The 17,330-nt window shown below is 54.2% G+C and carries 11 protein-coding genes; 4 read left to right on the forward strand and 7 right to left on the reverse strand.

Annotated elements, in window-relative coordinates; all coding sequences use genetic code 11:
- Positions 1 to 45: 45 nt before the first annotated feature.
- The 3 genes from G536_RS0101435 to G536_RS0101445 form a co-directional block, all read right to left on the reverse strand.
- Positions 46 to 750 (reverse strand): methyltransferase domain-containing protein, encoded by a 705-nt coding sequence (locus tag G536_RS0101435; RefSeq protein ID WP_022821794.1) that lies wholly within the window; start codon positions 748 to 750, stop codon positions 46 to 48.
- 125 nt (positions 751 to 875) lie between these two features.
- Positions 876 to 1,985: a type III polyketide synthase gene (locus tag G536_RS0101440; protein ID WP_022821795.1), complete on the reverse strand. Its 1,110-nt coding sequence runs from the start codon at positions 1,983 to 1,985 to the stop codon at positions 876 to 878.
- Between the two features lie 141 nt (positions 1,986 to 2,126).
- On the reverse strand, positions 2,127 to 3,239 hold the full coding sequence (locus G536_RS0101445) for an NAD(P)/FAD-dependent oxidoreductase (RefSeq protein WP_022821796.1): 1,113 nt from the start codon (positions 3,237 to 3,239) through the stop codon (positions 2,127 to 2,129).
- 176 nt (positions 3,240 to 3,415) lie between these two features.
- Between G536_RS0101445 and G536_RS0101450 the strand changes: the two genes are divergently transcribed.
- Positions 3,416 to 3,793 carry a T9SS type A sorting domain-containing protein gene (locus G536_RS0101450; protein WP_084708443.1) on the forward strand — a complete coding sequence of 126 codons (378 nt, stop codon included), beginning with the start codon at positions 3,416 to 3,418 and terminating at the stop codon, positions 3,791 to 3,793.
- Positions 3,794 to 4,134: 341 nt separating this feature from the next.
- Here the strand turns inward: G536_RS0101450 and G536_RS0101455 are convergent, their stop codons facing one another.
- The 3 genes from G536_RS0101455 to G536_RS0101465 all read right to left on the reverse strand — a co-directional run bounded on the left by G536_RS0101455 (position 4,135) and on the right by G536_RS0101465 (position 10,339).
- Positions 4,135 to 5,193, reverse strand: coding sequence for a flavin-containing monooxygenase (locus tag G536_RS0101455; protein WP_022821798.1), 1,059 nt, complete (start codon positions 5,191 to 5,193; stop codon positions 4,135 to 4,137).
- Between the two features lie 14 nt (positions 5,194 to 5,207).
- Positions 5,208 to 8,768, reverse strand: a complete 3,561-nt coding sequence (locus tag G536_RS0101460; RefSeq protein ID WP_022821799.1) for a PAS domain S-box protein — start codon at positions 8,766 to 8,768, stop codon at positions 5,208 to 5,210.
- Positions 8,769 to 8,962: 194 nt separating this feature from the next.
- Positions 8,963 to 10,339, reverse strand: coding sequence for a sigma-54-dependent transcriptional regulator (locus G536_RS0101465; RefSeq protein ID WP_022821800.1), 1,377 nt, complete (start codon positions 10,337 to 10,339; stop codon positions 8,963 to 8,965).
- A gap of 515 nt (positions 10,340 to 10,854) precedes the next feature.
- On the opposite strand from G536_RS0101465, the gene G536_RS30150 reads away from it, so the two are divergent.
- Together G536_RS30150 and G536_RS0101475 are read left to right on the forward strand one after the other, a co-directional pair.
- Complete coding sequence (locus tag G536_RS30150) at positions 10,855 to 12,858, forward strand: T9SS type A sorting domain-containing protein (RefSeq protein WP_022821801.1); 2,004 nt, start codon at positions 10,855 to 10,857, stop codon at positions 12,856 to 12,858.
- 174 nt (positions 12,859 to 13,032) lie between these two features.
- Positions 13,033 to 13,227 (forward strand): hypothetical protein, encoded by a 195-nt coding sequence (locus G536_RS0101475; RefSeq protein WP_169515024.1) that lies wholly within the window; start codon positions 13,033 to 13,035, stop codon positions 13,225 to 13,227.
- Positions 13,228 to 13,324: 97 nt separating this feature from the next.
- Here the strand turns inward: G536_RS0101475 and G536_RS0101480 are convergent, their stop codons facing one another.
- Positions 13,325 to 14,956, reverse strand: a complete 1,632-nt coding sequence (locus G536_RS0101480; protein ID WP_022821803.1) for a hypothetical protein — start codon at positions 14,954 to 14,956, stop codon at positions 13,325 to 13,327.
- Between the two features lie 705 nt (positions 14,957 to 15,661).
- On the opposite strand from G536_RS0101480, the gene G536_RS0101485 reads away from it, so the two are divergent.
- Positions 15,662 to 17,296 carry a bifunctional lysophospholipid acyltransferase family protein/GNAT family N-acetyltransferase gene (locus G536_RS0101485; RefSeq protein ID WP_051166816.1) on the forward strand — a complete coding sequence of 545 codons (1,635 nt, stop codon included), beginning with the start codon at positions 15,662 to 15,664 and terminating at the stop codon, positions 17,294 to 17,296.
- Positions 17,297 to 17,330: the final 34 nt, after the last annotated feature.

Below are 17,330 nucleotides of genomic sequence, written 5' to 3' on the forward strand. Positions count from 1 at the left end.
GGCGCAAATAGCGCAGCGGACTCATCATTTCACAAACTCACCGTCTTACCGTATCACAACTTGCCACCGGAAGGCCCAGCGCCAGCGTAGGGTATACTGCCTGATATTGGCTTGTTGGAGCAAGCGTTGCCAGTCTTGGCGGCTGAAGGAGCGGGCTACTGATAGCGGAGCATCATTCTGTACCAGATACGAGCCGCGTAACAGGCGCGTCAGCCATTTAATGCTATAATACGCCAGCGGGTGGCGGTGCAAATCGTTGATGATAACGGCAGTGCTAGCTTGGGTTTGGCATTGCGCTAATAGCGGCGCCAGAATTTCATCGGGGAAGTGGTGGCAGAACAGGCTGCACGTGATGATATCGAACGGCTGCCGCTGAAATTCCAGCGAGAAGATGTCATGCTGCTGGAAACTGATTTCCGGGAAGCTTTGGGCTTTAATGGCCGCGTATTCCAGCATGAACGGGCTGGCATCAATACCGATCAACTCCACCGGAATCTGGTGCTGGCGGGCCCAACGCGCCACTTTCCGAAGCGTGTCGCCACCACCGCTGCCTAAATCGGCGAGGCGCAACGGGCGACCCACCGGAAACTGTGGCCGCAGACGTTCCAACGCATCCAGCACCGGCGCATATCCTCCCAGCCACGTGTTGATGGTTTCCAACTCATCTAGGTTCTGGCGCAACGCATCATTGGCCAGCGAGTGGTCGTCCATCAACTCTTCTTCCGTTGCACGGCGCGTAAAATCAGGCATTGGGTATTAATTGCTGAATTGTTCAATAGTTGATGGCTGCATAGTCTGACTGCTGCTGGTATGCTGGTATTCAGCGCAACGTGTTCCAACAATTCAACTATTAAGCAATGCCGCAATTCCACCCATCAACACACCACCCGCAACAGCATGGCTTCCAGCGTGAGGCCGGGACCGAAGGCGAAGCTAAGAACCGGCGCTCCGGCATCAGCAGCCGTAAAGCCACCTAGTAGCTCCCGCAACACGTACAGGACTGTAGCCGACGACATATTGCCGTACTCGCGTAGCACTTTGTACGCTGGCGCGTTGTCGGCACGGGTCAAGTTCAGCTCCTGCTCGATGGTTTCGAGGATGCGCCGCCCACCGGGGTGAATGGCGAAATGTTTGATATCAGTCAGCTTAACGGGTAGGCGACGCAGCAGGTCGTCGGTGAGTTGGCGGATGCCCTTCTGAATCAGCCGCGGCACATACGAAGACAAGGTCATTTCAAACCCGAAGTCGTTGACGTGCCAAGCCATGTCAGCGTGGCCATCGGGCTCCAAGCCACAATGAAACGCTTCTAAAGCCAGATGGGGCCGTGTGCCCGATGGCCGGCCCAGCACCAAAGCCGCGGCCGAACCATCCCCGAACAAGGCGTTGGAAACCAGATGGTCTTCTTCGTGGTGCTTCTGAAAGTGCAGCGTGCACAGCTCGGTACATACCACCAGCACCCGCGCATCGGCATCGGCCCGGCAGATGGCGTCGGCCAGTTTCAGGGCGTTAAAGGCCGCGTAGCAGCCCATAAAATTCACGCACGTACGCTGCACGTTGGGTTGCAGCCCCAGTCGGTGTACCAGCTCAATGTCCAGCCCCGGAGCGTACATGCCCGTGCAGCTCACCGAAATCAGGTGGGTGAGCGAACTGGCCGGAATTTCGGGGGCCTGACTCAAACAGCTTTCGGCCGCCGCCGCCGCCAGCGGCAGCGCCTCGCGACGATACGCCTGCATGCGGGTTCCTACCGACGGAAAAGGCTCTAGATCAGGTGTGTTTGGGAAGAAAGTGAAGTCGCCGTTGGGGCGTCCGTAATCCGGTAGTACGGTGTATCGATGCTCAATGCCCGACATCCGGTACAGAGCCCGCAGTTTGCGCGTAGCTGCCTCGTCGAATTGCAAGGCCTGGGCCATGAAATCGCCAATTTGAGCTTGTGGAAGACGGTGGGAGGGGTTGGCCGTGCCAATGGCACTGAGGTAGCTAATCATTAAAGGCAGTATACGGAAATAGTGACGCGGTGAGATGGTGGAGCGGTGAAATAGTGAGGCGTGAGATTAGAATCTAACAGGCGAATCTGCATGAGTAGCGCCGGTCGAACGGCAAACACACTAGTTCGCTACCTCACTAGTTCACCAATTCGCCTCGCCATGGGTGCGGCGCATGAGGGCCCGCACGCCGCCGGGCCAGTGGCGCAGGCCACCCACCACGGCTTCGCTCATCAGCGGCCGGCCAAACAAGCCCTGAATCAGGCGGCCTACTTGTAGCCGCCGCCCAAACTGCGCGTGCCAACTGTGGCGGTAGCGGGCTTCCAGGGTGGCGCGATTGGTGCGGTGTTGCAGAAAATCGTGGAGGTGGGCGCTGGCTAGCTGGGCTCCGTGCAGTGCCATGGCCATGCCATTACCACACAACGGCGTGATAAGGCCGGCCGCGTCGCCGCACAGCAGCACGTGGTCTTCCACGCAGCTTTTGGGGGCGAAGGATATTTCGTTGATGACTTCGGGCTGCGGATACAATACTTCGGCTTCGGTAAGGATGCGGCGCAGCAGCGGGTTGGTTGCTAGTACGTTCTGCTCCATGGCCGCAATAGTGCCGTGCTGTTTCAGGTTGTGGCGGGTGGTGAGGTAGCAGAAGCAGTAGCGCCCATCTTCCACCGCCGAAATTCCTGCGTAGCCATCCGGGAAGTTGTGCAGCGCAATCAGGTTGGTTGGGAAATCGAGGCGCAAATGATATTTCACCCCCAGGTAAGGCGAGCGGGCCTGGAAAAACGGCCGCTGCCGGTCGAGGGCGCTCCGCTTGCCATAAGCACCGAGCACGGCCCGCGTGGTGAAAGTGCGGCCGTCAGCTAGGGTGGTGGTGTGCGTATCGGTGGCGGCGTTGTATGCTAGAGCAGCTACGGTGGCTAACTGAAGCACCGTTACGCCCCGCGCTTCGGCCAACTGAAACAGGTGCTGGTCGAGGGTAAAGCGGCTCACCCCAAAACCGCCCATATCCAGCGGCACCGACAACGTGCGCCCCGCCGGCGACGACACCATGAACTGCGTAATCCGGGCCGGGTTCAGCACCTCCGGGTCGGCGTGCAGGCGGCGCAGATACGGTAGCACCTCGTTGGATATATACTCGCCGCACACCCGATGGAAGGGGTACTGCTTTTTCTCGACCACCACTACGCGGTAGCCGCGGGCCGTCAAATCGAGGGCTGCCGTGAGGCCCCCTAGTCCACCACCAATAACGAGAACGTCCAACTTATTTTGTCCAGTAAAACAATGAAAATTAAGCCAGCAATAGCAGTTTATTACCAGAAGTATTATATTTTAACTTCCTAATTAAGATTCATCCGGTATCTTTGCAAACCAAATTGGACAGCTAACGTTTTATAGAACTGTCTGAGCGCCCTGCTATTTCTGCTCTAATTCCCCCTATGATGAAACGCGTACTCTCTTCTTTATCAACACTATTGCTGGCTTTGGGTCTACTTTGCGGTAGTCTGACGGCCGACGCAGCTAAGCCAGGCGTACGTTCCCAGGCGGTAGCTAAGCCCGTCGAAGAGCGCAGTTTGGTAGTTTATCCAAACCCTAGCACTGGGGTTGTTCATATTTCTATCAATGGTTTCGAAGGCCGCAAAGTAGAGCTGCGTGTGCTAAACATAATTGGCTCCGTGGTCTACCGCGAAGCCATTACTGAACTCAACGACCGGTTTACAAAAACGCTGGATTTAAGCAAATTTGCCAGTGGGCTTTATTACGTGAAGCTTGAAGGCGACAACGCCAGCCAGATGCGCAAGCTTGTAATTCGCTAGCAAGTAACGTAACCCGAGTATATCAACCATCAAAAAGCCCCGTCTGCATGCAGGCGGGGCTTTTTGATGGTTGCCGTTTTAAACGGTTAACCGGTGCACTTAACGGCCGTTGTTGGCGCGTACGGGTACTGGCTTCAAAGAAGCTTTCAACTGGTCGAATGTATTGAGAGCAAGAAGGGCAGTAGCCAATGCAATACCTAAGAAAATTAGAAGAGACATGAGAATTGAATTAAGGAGATACAAAAGAAACGCAACAGCCAGCCCTATTGGTATACCCGGCAGTACTTGGTGTTGGTATGTGTAAAGCTAACCCCAAAAGCAGCTAACTAGTTGCAGTATAATTATGTGCTTTTCAGCAAGTGCTCCACCACATAGCGGGCATCGGGTCCGGCACCGCCCATTAGGGCCGAACTGCGGTTGTTCAGCCAAGGCAGGCCCAGAAAAGCTACGCCCGGCGCTGCCGTAAGGCCCCGCTGGTGGCGGGGCGTACCGTCGGGCTCGAAAATGGGCAGATTTACCCATTGAAAACCAGGGCCGAAACCGGTGGCCCACACCACTGCTTCTAGAGGTGGGGTATTCTGGCGCTGGGCCTCTAGTGCGCCCTCAGCAGTAGCCCTGGTGGCCCGGCCTACGAAGTGCGCATTCGGGAATTGCTTGAGGCGCTGTAAGTCGCCACGTACCACGGGCTCGGGCTGGTGCATGATGTGGCGGCCTAGTAGGGTGGCGCGCGGGATGCTTAGAAAGCCGCTTTTTTTGAGGACCACCCACGTCAGCTGGTTGTTGGGAAAAGCTCCCACGGCCTCATCAAACGCCACGAATACAGGACGGCCGGTGGTAGCCAAGTCGGCGGCAATCTGCAATGCCGAGTTGCCGCTGCCTACCACGGCCACCGGGCCGGTACCAGAAATCTGGTGAGGTTGGTGATACTGGCTGCTGTGGAGCTGCTGCACGTGTGGCGGCAGGCCGGTGGCAAACTCCGGTTGCTTGGGAGCTGAATACGCACCCGTACTAATAATAACTCGTTGGGCCTGATAAGTGGTGCCGGCTGCTGTTTCAACGCGGTAGCCAGTGGCATCATTGGCGAAGCTGAGCTGTATGGCGCGCTGGCCTAGCTGCACTGGCAACCGGAAATGGTTGGCGTAGGCTTGCAGATAGGCCGCCGCTTCGTCTTTGGTAGGGTAACGTAGCGCCGATCCCGGCCAGGAAAAGCCTGGTAACCCGCTGGCCCAAGCTGGTGAAAACAGTCGCAAGGCCTCGAAGCGGGTGGCCCAGACGTCGCCCACAGCCGGCCGCTCGTCCAGCACTACAAACTCCACGCCGTGCTGTTGCAGGTAATACGCGGCTGCCAGTCCTGCTTGCCCTGCCCCGATTACGAGGGTGTCAACCTGCTTGGTAAGCATAATTTGTCGTTAAGTTACAAGCCCGGAAAGTCCTGCCGCAGCCCGGCCATCACCTGTGCCGTTACTTCCTTCACCAAACCAACCAGCTGCTCCATTTCAGCGGCGGGAAGGGGCGTATCACGGCAGGCTTCGAGGTGGCGGATTGGGTTGTGTAGCTGCTGAATGTGCAGACCATCGAGGGCGCTTTTCAGGCTGTGCGCCACTGCTCCCAACTGCTGGTAGTTGCCGGTAGCGGCGTGCTGCTCCAGTTCTCGCACAGCGGGTGGGGTAGTTTGGATAAACAACTGCGCTAGCCGCCGCACAAACTCTTCATTGCCGTGAGCTAGCCGCCGGATGCCGCTTAGGTTGTAGAGTAGCATGCTGTCTTCCGGCTGCGGAACTGGAGTGCTAGTGCCAGCCTGCAGCGTTGGGCGCCGCCCCAGTAATTTGCCAATAGCCTGGAATAAATCTTCCTCCCGAAATGGCTTTGATAAGTAGCCCGAAAAACCAGCTGCTAAATATTGCTCTTCTTCGCCGCGCAGTGCATGGGCGGTAAGGGCCAGAATAGGGGTGGCAGCTCGGGCAGGATCTGGGTGTTGGCGTAAAAGTTGGGTGGCTGTTATACCATCCATGCCGGGCATCTGAATGTCCATAAGCACCACATCATAGTTCTGCTGGCTGAACAGCGCCACGGCTTTAGGACCTGTGCCAGCCGTATCAACGGTCCATCCCCAGTTGCGTACCAACGATTCAACTAGAAATTGGTTGATGGCGTTGTCTTCAGCCAGCAGTACCCGGCGTGGCCCCAAGGACCGATAGTCAATGGGCTGGGCGGGCAGCTCAGCACGGTTAGCCGGCGTAGCCAGTTTGAATGGTAAGGTGAAACTGAATGTGCTGCCTACATCAAGCTGACTTTCAACGCTCATAGTGCCACCCATCAACTCCACTAAGTTGCGGGAAATACTTAAACCCAGCCCCGAACCGCCATATTCACGTGCCGTGCTGGCCGAGGCCTGCGTGAATGGCTCAAACATGTCCTGAATCTGGTGCGCTGGAATGCCCGTGCCGGTATCCTGCACCATAAACCGGAACAGCGCCTGCCCGTCGGGTGCGGTGCCTAGCGGCTGGCAGACCAACTGTACGCTCCCGAGCCCCGTGAACTTAACGGCGTTGGAAAGCAGATTCAGCAGCACCTGGCGCAGCCGGTACGGGTCGCCGTACACAGTAGTGGGTACTTCTGGCGCGGGCAGGGTAAGCATGAGGCCAATGCCCTTCTCCTGAGCGCGCGGCAGCAACGACTCCTGGCTGGCTTGCAACACGTCGCGCAGGTCGAAGGCAATGGTTTCGGTGCGCACTTTGCCGGCACTCAGCTGCGCCATAGCCAGTACGTCGTTGATGACAACCAATAGGTGGTCGGCGGAGTGGCGAATGTGACCTAGGTACTGGTTCTGCTGGTCGTCGAGTGATGTTTTAGCTAGCAAGCCAGCAATGCCTAATATGCCGTTGAGCGGCGTCCGGATTTCGTGGCTCATGTTGGCCAGAAAGTTCTGTTTGGCCAGGGCATTTTCTTCGGCTGCCTCTTTAGCGGCCCGCAGATCCAACTGGGTGCGCTTTAGCTCAGTGATGTTGCTATCGATGCCCAGCACCTGCACGCTGCCGTCGGCCAATACAAAGGGGCGCTTAATGCTGTGGAACCACAGTACCGTGCCGTCGGGGCGGGTGAAGGTTTCTTCCTGCGCCATCTCCTGCCCGGTCCGGATAACCTGCTCATCTTGAAGGCGGTAACGCTGACTGTCAGCTAGGCTAACCGGCCGCTGCCCCAACTGGGTGTTCACTATCTGGGCCGGTGTCATGCCATACAGCTCGGCGGTAGCTCGGTTGGCCAGCAGGTAATGGTCCTGGCTGTCTTTGAGGTAGATAAGGTGCGGGGTGGTATCAATTACCTGCCGGAACAGGCGGTTCTGTTCGGCCAACCGGCGGTTGGCAGTGCGACGCTGCTCGTCGGCTACTTTCCAGCGGGTAATATCTTCAGCAGTGCCTACTATTTGGCGTACCCGCCCCTCAGCGTCCCGCTCGAAAGGAGTGGTGGTAATGCGTAGCCACCGTACCGAGCCGTTGACGTGGGTGAGGTGATATTCCATGGTAATAACCTCGCCGTCAGCTGCTTCCTTTATCTCTATGACGTGTTGCCGCAACTTCTCGGCTTCTGCTGCTGGCATCAACGAAAGGAGCATTTCGGCACCCATAGCCAGAATTTCGGTTCGGCTGTAGCCCGTAATAGTTTCGATGTAGCGGTTGCAGTACACATTGCGCTGCTTTTCGTAATCGTAGATGTAGATGAGGTTAGGCACTGTGTTCGCCACCCGATCCTGCAACAACCGAATCTGGCGCAGCGAGTCTTCGGTGGCTTTACGGTCGGTGATATCCTCGGCGCTGCCTACCATCTGCCGAATGGTGCCGTTGGCGTCGCGCATAAATACACAGCCCTGAATCTTCAGCCACTGCCAGCTGCCTCGTTGGTGCCGGACCCGTAATTCGTAGGTTACATTCTGCTCGTCGGTGAGTGGAGCTATCTGCTCGTGCAGGTTCGCCAGTACGAGTAGCCCATTAGTATCTAGCAGTTGCGGACCTACTTCACTGCCCATAGCCAGCAGTTGCTGCTCGGTGTAGCCCATAATACGCTCTACCTGCTGGTTGGCGTACAAAATCCGCATTTCGTGTACATCAAACAGAAATACGATGGCTGGAATAGTATCGTTAATGCGGGCCGCAAACAACTGGCTATGGCGCAGTTCTTTTTCTGCTTGGCGCCGAGCTGTAATATCGGTTAGATACACATTGGCGGCGCCTTCTTCCGGTAGCGGCACCACTGTCCAGAGGTAGTGAGCACCATTAAGGCTACGCTCAACAGTGCTGGTAGCAGTGCTAGCCAAGGTGCTAGCTACTTCTCGTTGCAGAAATTCTTGTTCAGCCTGCCACTGAGGCTGCGCCAGAGTGTGCAATACCGGCTCGGCAGCTGGATTGGCGTACCGGGCTTGTCCGTCTTGCCCAAAGCAAAAAATAGGGGCTGGGCTGAATTCGGCTAGTTGAGAAAGCTCTCGCACACGAGACAACATGCGTTGCTGCTGCGTTACGTCTTCGTAGCTCCACAAGTGCAGGACGGTGCGCCCATCCTGCATAAGCGGCAGATATTCGCGTTGCAGAATAGTGTTGTTGGTTAGCGTAACCAAATCTGTCTGACGCGCTTGCGCTGCCATAGCCTCTGTGGCTTGCTGTTGGGCTTCATCAGGGCGAGCAAACGGAACGACTTGCGTGAGGAGCTCAGTCTGGTCGGTGCCCACATACGTTGCAGCCGGCGCAGGTAAGCCCAGTAACTCACAAAAGCGCTGATTCACGAGCACCGTACGCAGGTGTTCATCCTGAGCCAGCATGCCGGCGCTCATGGTTTGGAGTAGGGCATTGAGCTGGCCCGCTGCCGCCTCTTGTTGCTGCTGGAGCTGTTCACGCAGTTCCTGAAGCTGTAATTGAGCGGTGCGGTGGGCACTACGCGCCTGTCGCAGCTGGCGTTGCTGCTGGCGGTACGCAATAGAGGTCATAGCATGCACTAAAAAGAAAGCATATTATCTACAACTACGATATAGAGGCGGGTTTGGAGTAAGAGCTAACAAGATGGCTGAAAATAGAGGCAAGGCCCGAAATACGCTAAAATAAAACCGCTTTTCCGCGCACCAGACTAATGTTACTGGGTGACGCACGAAAAAGCGGTTTGCTTTAAAGCAACTAGTTTCAACTACCGTAGGCGTACCTCATTATTCTGAGCCATGCGGTAAATAGTTGATTTGCCGATTTGCAGCTTCGCGGCTACTTGCAGAATGTTGCCTTGGTAAGCGTCGAGGTAACGCTGCACGATGTTAGCTACCTGTATCCGTAATGGCTCGTTGCCAATAGGGGCTGTGGCGTTTAAGGTGTTGGAGCTGGCGCCTTGCACCCGCAACGATAGGTCTTGGGGACGAATCGTATCGTCTTCAGCCAATACTGCGGCTAGCTCCACTACTGCTTTCAACTCACGTACGTTGCCCGGGAAGGGATACTGCATCATCATTGCCTGCGCTTCTGCCGAGAGAGAATAATGCGCCATTTTATTCTGGCTACAGAAGTCTCGCAGAAAGGCATCAGCCAGCAGCAGAATATCCTCGCCCCGCTCACGAAGTGGCGGGAGCATAATAGGCAACCCCAGAAGGCGGTAATACAGGTCTTCGCGGAAACGGCCCTGCTTCACCTCCTCGGCAATGTCGCGGTGCGTGGCCACCATCAGGCGAGCATCAAACGGAATCGGCTGGCCACCTCCCACTCGCTGCACTTCCCGCTCTTGCAAAACACGCAGCAATTTGGCCTGTAGGTCTAATGACAATTCCCCAATTTCATCGAGAAATAGGGTGCCCTGGTGGGCTTCCTCGAATCGGCCGATACGGCGGCTGATAGCTCCTGTGAAAGCGCCTTTTTCGTGCCCAAATAGTTCGCTCTCCAGCAACTCGTGCGGAATAGCAGCTACGTTTACGGCCACAAAAGCCCGATTGCGCCGGGCCGACTTATAATGGATAGCCTTCGCTACCAGTTCCTTACCAGTGCCCGTTTCACCACTAACTGATACGGTGATGTTGGTGCGGGCTGCCTTGTCTATTAGAGAAGCCAAATGCTGCATTTGGGAGCTTTCACCCAAAATGGCGCGTCCAGGGTCGTATTTCTGCCCAATTTGCTCGCGGAGCCGGTCGTTTTCACGGCGCAGTTGCAACTGCTTACGCACATTGCCCACCATGTTCCAGAGTCGGTCGGCCGTTTCCTCATCCTTCAGCAGATAGTCGTAGGCACCTTGTCGGAGCAGGCCAATAGCGGTGCGTACGTCTTCCTGCCCCGAAATAACGATGACGGCCACTTCCGGCAGACGTTCTTTTATCTGGCGCAGTACTTCATCACCTTTGCCGTCGGGTAAGTTGTAATCCAGCGTAATAAGGTCGGGCTGCTCGTGTAAGTGCGCAAGGCACGCCTGCGCGGTAGTGAAGCGCTGAATCTGGTTGTCAGGATTCTGGGCAAGTTTATATTCAAGCAACTCGCCATACCAGGCGTTGTCTTCGACTACGAAGATGTTGAGTGGAGATGAAACCGACATAGGTGGATAAGATGCTGGGCTGGCTATAGCAGGAATAATCATAAAGGCATTGGCAGTTGGGGGTGGGAGAAATGCCTTTTAGATGGTGTTGAGTCTATATAGCGCAGAATAGATGGGAAAGAGCGAGGATGCGAGTATAATAGGGAAATGTGGGCTTTGCCATCTTTTCCCGAATTAGGAATGGGAATCTAATATAAGGACAGTATATAGATTTCACAATGAATTTAAACAATTGATTATCAATGCACTTTGTTTTGAAATGTAATTTGGCAACTTGATTGCACTTATGGAAGATATACCCAACATTTTCCCACCAATAAGAGCTCGTTCCTATGAAACGCATGTTCTATCCCCAGATTTTCAGTGTTTTGGCTTTGTGCTTGTCAGTTCTGTTCCCAAGTTGGGCTCAGAGCCAAACAGGTCCCGCTTACTATTCCACTAGCGGCCGTTCTTCCTTCAGCCGTGCTTGCTCGCTCAGCTTAGCTTGTGGGAATATTACAAATGAAGCTAGAGCAGTGGATGCCGATTTTACTAGCTATGCCACCCTGCGCCCATCCATTCTGGCGCTTAATCTTTTTCCAGTATCGTTGCGGATGCAGATGGATGCGCCAGTACCCAAAAACCACCGGGCTGGGGTGGTAATTGGAGCGGCAACTGGCTTGTCTGCAATCGGAACCATTACACTTCGCACCTACTTAACTGGCGACCCAAATCCTAAGCAAACCCTTAACGTAACCGCATTGGCTTTGGCCGCGCTAGGCAGTACTATCCCCGGTCGAGTGGAATTCTTAGCCACTCAAACCTTCGACCAACTAGAAATAGAAGTGAATTCGGTGCTCAATTTGAGCTACGATGTGCGCGTGTACTATGCCTATGGGGTAGACGCCAACGTAGTAGAAACGGCCCGTGGAGTGGTATCACGTTTTGCCACGGCAACAGCCGGCGTAAGCTATAGCACGGCTGTTGTTGATAACAACAATGTGCAGGTATGTGTCAACTCCAACGTGCTTAATCCTGAGCGGGCCGTCGACCAAGACTTAAGCAACTACGCTACATTCAGCACGTTGGTGGGAGTGAGCTGCCCGAATACGCTACGAGTGAAGCTGGAAACGGCCGCACCTGCTGGCTATCAGGCCGGATTTGTGGTAGGGCAGCAAGGCGTGCTGGATGTGAATGCCTTGGCGGGGTTGCAGCTTACTACTTACAAGAATGGTGTGCGCCAAGAAACTGCCACCGGCGGCCAACTGCTGAACGTAACCGTACTGCCTGATGGTAAGCAACATATCAGCTTTCCTACCACTCTGGGCTTTGATGAAGTGCAACTCACACGGTCTAGCGCAGTTGGTGCCCTCGATAACCTCGCCGTGTATTATGGATTTGGCCTAGAACCTAGTGTATTCCGCGACCAGACCCCGGTGCTGTCGAATTTCTCCAGTGGAGCTAACCAGTTTGATGTCGTGTCGAATGGCGTGCTGTGTGTACTGTGTGCCAACGTAAATGTATTGAACCCCGAGCGTGCTGCCGACAACAATTTAAACTCCAACGACTATGCCGTGATTAGAACTGGCTTGGCCGGGGTTCTCACATCGTCGGCGCTACGCCTAAACCTCAACGGTACGGGAGTTGCTGGCAATGCTGCGGGCGTAGTGCTCAACCAAGGTGCTGGCTTACTGAATACGCAACTACTGAATGGCATCACTCTCCGGACCTACGGTGGGCCTAATGGTGACCAGCTGTTGGAAACGGCCGCCGCCGGCAGCCTGCTTCAGCAGGGCCTGCTATCTGATGGCCGGGTGGAAGTGTTTTTCCGAACTACTCAAAATTTTCAGCGGGTGGAAGTAGAAGTAAGTAATGCGGTTGCTGCCCTCGACCAAACCCGCATTTATTATGCCTTCGCCCAAGACCGCCCAATGGGCTTTCCAACAACGATTGTCCCATTGGCAGCGCCGTTGCCAGTGGAGTTGCGGGCTTTCCGGGCACAGGCAAGTGGCAATGATGTAGTGCTAAGCTGGCAGACGGCTTCTGAGCGAGGAAACAGCCATTTTGTAGTGGAGCGGGCAGTGCAGGCTACCAGCGGCTTCGAGGCAATTGGAACCGTAAAAGGGGCTGGTACCAATGCCAGCACCCAAGCGTACAGTTTCCAAGATGAAAGCGTTGCGACGGTAGGAAAGACGACGCTCTACTATCGTTTGCGGCAAGTAGACATCAACGGCCATGAAAGCTTTTCGCCGGTAGCTGCTGTATCCATCAGTAAGCAGTCAAAAGCACTGGAAATGTACCCGAATCCAACAGCTGGGATGGCGCAGGTGCAAGTACACATTACTGCTTCAGAAGCAGCTAACGCCAGCATAGTACAGGTTTACAACAGTCACGGGGCCTTGATTCAAAAAAATACTAACTTAACCAACGGTTTGGTCATCAATGTCTTGGGCTTGCCATCTGGCATTTACACTGTTATGTTGCTTGATGCTAGAGGGAAACGCTTAGAATCCCAACGCTTACTTATTTCAGGAAACTAGTAACCTGTTTAGATAGGAATACGTTGATGGCCAAACTAGCACTCACTTGCTATTGCCAATTGGCCGCCCTGATTACTTCACCTACTGCTACACCGTTATCAACTTAAAAGCCACTGGAAACAGTACGCCAAGATTATGGAAGTAGAAGAAGAATTCTTGCACAACGCAACCAGCATGGCCCGTTTTGCTGAGGAAGAAATCAAGCAGTTCATAACCTGGACTGGCAAGCGCAGCCCTTATAACCGTACCGCGGAGGAAATAAAGGCCAAGCTCCAGACTATAGTAGACGACATTAAACTGCTCAAAAAGGAATACGTAGATATAGCCACAACCAATTCTGTGTTACGGCATCCGAGTACTTCTTCTTAAATAAGCCTAGGCTCTTTCCTAAGAATATATAGTAAAAAGGCCCCGCCAGTACGTACTGACGGAGCCTTTTTGCCTGTTCGTTATGCAGTGTAGTCACTCATTCCGCGTCGGTGCGCAGCAGGCGTGCTACTTGTCGGCCATCAACTGAGCGGGCTAGATATAGGCCAGCTGCTACGCCCGTGCCGGGCTGCCACACTACCTCGCCGGTTGGCCGGCTTTTCAGTTCGGCGACTTGGCGGCCAAGGTGGTCGAACACGAGCACAGTTTGTACACCAGGCTTCGCCAGCGTGAAGCTGACCTGACCCCGGAACGGCGTGGGTACTGCCGCCAACGAAGTAGTATTGTGGGGCGCTTTAGTAGCTAACGTGGTATTGGTTACACGGAAGGTGAGCGTCTGCTGAGTGACTCCTTTGATGGGGCAGGCGTTGTCGGTGGTAGTAACTGTGCAATAATATAAGCCTGAGCGCAGATTGGTAGGTGGCAGCCAGTTGAGGGAGGCTGTAGGCTGAGTGCTAGGAACAGAAGCTACGAAATCTGCATTAGGTAGCACTTGCTCGGCATTGCTGCTCATTGTCACTATCTGGGTGTTGTTAGGATCGGTGCCAGTTAGCTGCAGGCTTACCAGTTGCCCCGCTATTACCGGAATAACAGTATTGATAGGTAGCGCAGTAGCGCTACTATTAATGCGCAACTGAGCAAGCGACGGATTTTGGTTAGCCCCGCAATCCACCACAATAAACATCATATCGCGCCGGGTACTGCCTATTAGCGTGTAGGCGTTGTTCAAACGGCGGTATTCATCTACCTGCACTACCACCACATACTTGTTCTCCGGAGAATTAACTGCTGGGTTATAGATCAAAGGTCGGAATGACACCGAGCCGGTTGCAGGGTCGAAAACGAAGTACGGAGTGGCTGTTTTCACCGGACAGTTGCCCGTGATGTTATAAGAGGCCAACGGGAACGTGGGAGTATAAACGGTACCACCCATTATAGTCGCCAAGCAAGACACTCCGCCTGCCGACAGGTCGATGTATGGGCCGAGCAAGCTAATGTTTCGGTAGGCAACCGGGTCGCCACAGTTAGCAAGTGGCTGCACCAGTGAGTAAACCAACGAGTCTCCGTCAGCATCACTGGCCAGATGGCTGAAGGTAGTGTTTAGGTTCCAGCCCACAAATTGCGTTTGGATAGTAGCGAAAGAGGCAGAGTTATTCAGGATAGTTTGTCCGCCTACAGCATTGCGAAGAGTAGCTTCGTAAAGGATATTATCCTGGCCTACTAGGTTAGCTGTTGCGGGCCTAGCACTATCATTTACACTAATGCGCCACTCGGCTTTCGGGGGCAAGGTTACCTCCACCTCGTAGCGGCCAGTTTCGTAGTTGGTAGGCAAGCCGGATCCGCAGGGGCTACTTCCCCCCGTAGCCGTAGCACAATAGTCGCTACCGATGGTAGATCCACCGAGCAGAGGTGCTACGATATCGGCTGGGTCGCCGGGGGCACCAGTGGAGCTACAGCCGTTGCTTCGGAACCGGAAGGTAGCCGTTGTGTACAGACTGGCTCCGCCACAGTCGCGGTACACCCGTAGCGTGAATTTGTAGCGGTTGGGTGTGCCTACAACAGCAGTATACGTGAGCTGACCGCCCAAGAAATGCGAAGCGTAGCTGGTTTGTATGCCTAATAGCAAAGCAAACAGCAGCAGGAAGTGAGGAAGGCGTAACGGTGTAAGCATAAGTAAGTAATTGATTGGAAGTGGATGATGAGAATGAGCGAACAATAATTGTGCTGTTTATTCAGATAAGTCTATATAAGGCCGAATTTTATTTGCAAAAAGCCTGACATGCAGGCCTCTATATCAGATAATTAACCCTCGTATTGCAGAAGCCAAGTGCACAAAAACTACGCTTCATAGTAGTATCGTATATAAAATGTATGCTATAATCATGCTATGCCCATCAAAGGCTTTAAGTGGCTGAGGTATTGATGAATAGTTACTATAAAAAGGGCTTTGCTGTCTTTGTCATTGGCTTTATGGCCTAAAAATTATGGTTTAAAAGGACCGAAGTAATGAATCAAGGGAATATTAACGTTTTGTTATTCAAAATTTTATCCTACCTTATGGTTCCTCTATTCTGTACCTTTGTGTCGTGAGTGAAGTGCACAGAGGAAAGAAAGCAAAGAGCCGCGCTGCAACGCGGCTCTTTGCGCGTTGCAGCCACTCGTAATACCTCCACACGAAGCTTAATGGTTAAGTAATCAGCTCATAACAAGCCGCTAATCTTGATTTCCGAAGTTTGGTAACTATCCGCGTTGCTAGATATTCGGCATATGTTAGTTGGCTTGTATGGAATTACACTCATCTCAGGGTTCTTCGTTAACTCATGTACTGCGCGGGCCACGTACACTGCTGCGCTCAGTATGGGAGCAGTTCGTGCATATGCGTGATTTGCAGCGGCTGTACGAGAAATGCCAGCATCAGCAAGGGCTTGTTTTCGTGGAGCAGTTACTGATACATCTGCGTATCACTGTCCGTTATGATGCCGCCGAGCTACGACGGTTGCCCAAGGGGGCTTTTGTAGCGGTAGCTAATCACCCGTGTGGGTTGCTCGACGGAGTGGTGTTACTACACGTACTAGGCAAAGCTCGTCCCGATTTGCGAGCTGTAGCCAACGAGTTACTGGCCCCACTACTGCCGCAACTGGCCGCGCAACTAATTTTAGTTAGCCCGGAGCGAGAGGCGGCCGGCCGCAACGTGCCAGGAGTGCGGCGGCTATTGCGGCACCTGCACAATGACGTGCCGTTGCTGCTTTTTCCGGCTGGTGAGGTAGCACATAGAGCCAACCCTTTCCAAGCAGCTACCGACTCGGAATGGAACCCGACGGCTGGCCGGCTGTTGCAAACGGCGCGAGTACCAGTAGTACCTGTGTGGTTAAGCGGCCAGAATAGCTCCGGTTTCAGCTGGCTAGGGTTTATACATCCGTTACTACGTACGGCCCGTTTGCCGGCCGAGCTACTCAACAAACAGGGCCAGACGATTCAAGTACGAATCGGACAGCCCATTGGACCGGCCGTGTTAGACCGTCTGCCCACCGCCGACCAACTAGCGTATCTTCGGGCCCAGGTGTATGCTCTGGGAACTGCCGCCGAGCGTAGCGTTGCTGCCTTGCTGCCGGCGCTGCCCACCCCGCCTATTATTACCGAAACTGCCCCGGCGCTTATCGAGCAGGATATTGCGGGGCTGCGGGCCAGCCGCCGCCTGCTGGTAAGTGGTCGTTGGGAAGTATATGTCGCCAAATGCTCTGAAATCCCACATGTACTGCGTGAAATTGGGCGTCTGCGCGAGCTAACTTTTCGGCTGGTAGGCGAAGGCACTCAGCAACCCACCGACCTTGATAAATACGATACCTATTACCGACATCTGTTTCTCTACGACCGAGAAAATCAACGCTTGGTAGGAGCCTACCGATTAGGAAAGGGCCGTGCCATTTTGCGTCAGTATGGGCGGCGTGGTTTTTATCTGCACTCTCTATTCAAGCTCAGCCGTGAACTGACACCTGTATTACGACAATCGTTGGAACTAGGGCGCTCCTTTATCCGGCCCGAGTACCAGCGGCAGCCGCTACCATTAGCCCTACTATGGGAAGGAGTGGCCGCCTATATGCTGGTACATCCGGAGTACCGCTACCTCATCGGCCCCGTGAGTATCAGCAACCGCTTCTCATCGGTGTCGAAAGCGGTAATGGTGGAATATCTTACGCGGCATTTTTTCAACGCAGAGTTAGCTGCTTATGTGCGTCCGCGCGAGCAGTTTCGATACAAGCCGCTCGATGGCCAAAACGCTGCAGCTCTTCTTCAAGCTGGCCTGACCAATCTACAAGAACTGCAACAACTCATCTGTGGCTTAGAGCCGGGTGGTACTGGCGTGCCAGTGCTGTTGCGCCAATACCTCAAGCAGAATGCCCGCCTATTGGGTTTCAACTTAGATCCTAGTTTTAGTAATTGCCTAGATGGTTTCCTGTTGTTAGATGCCCGCACCTTGCCGGACCGGATACAGCGTGTTGGCCGGGAGTAGTTTGAATGGTGCTTAGGCTATTAAATTTTATAAT

Origin of the sequence: Hymenobacter norwichensis DSM 15439 (assembly GCF_000420705.1) — a bacterium.
In the GTDB taxonomy this organism is placed as follows: Bacteria; Bacteroidota; Bacteroidia; order Cytophagales; family Hymenobacteraceae; genus Hymenobacter; species Hymenobacter norwichensis.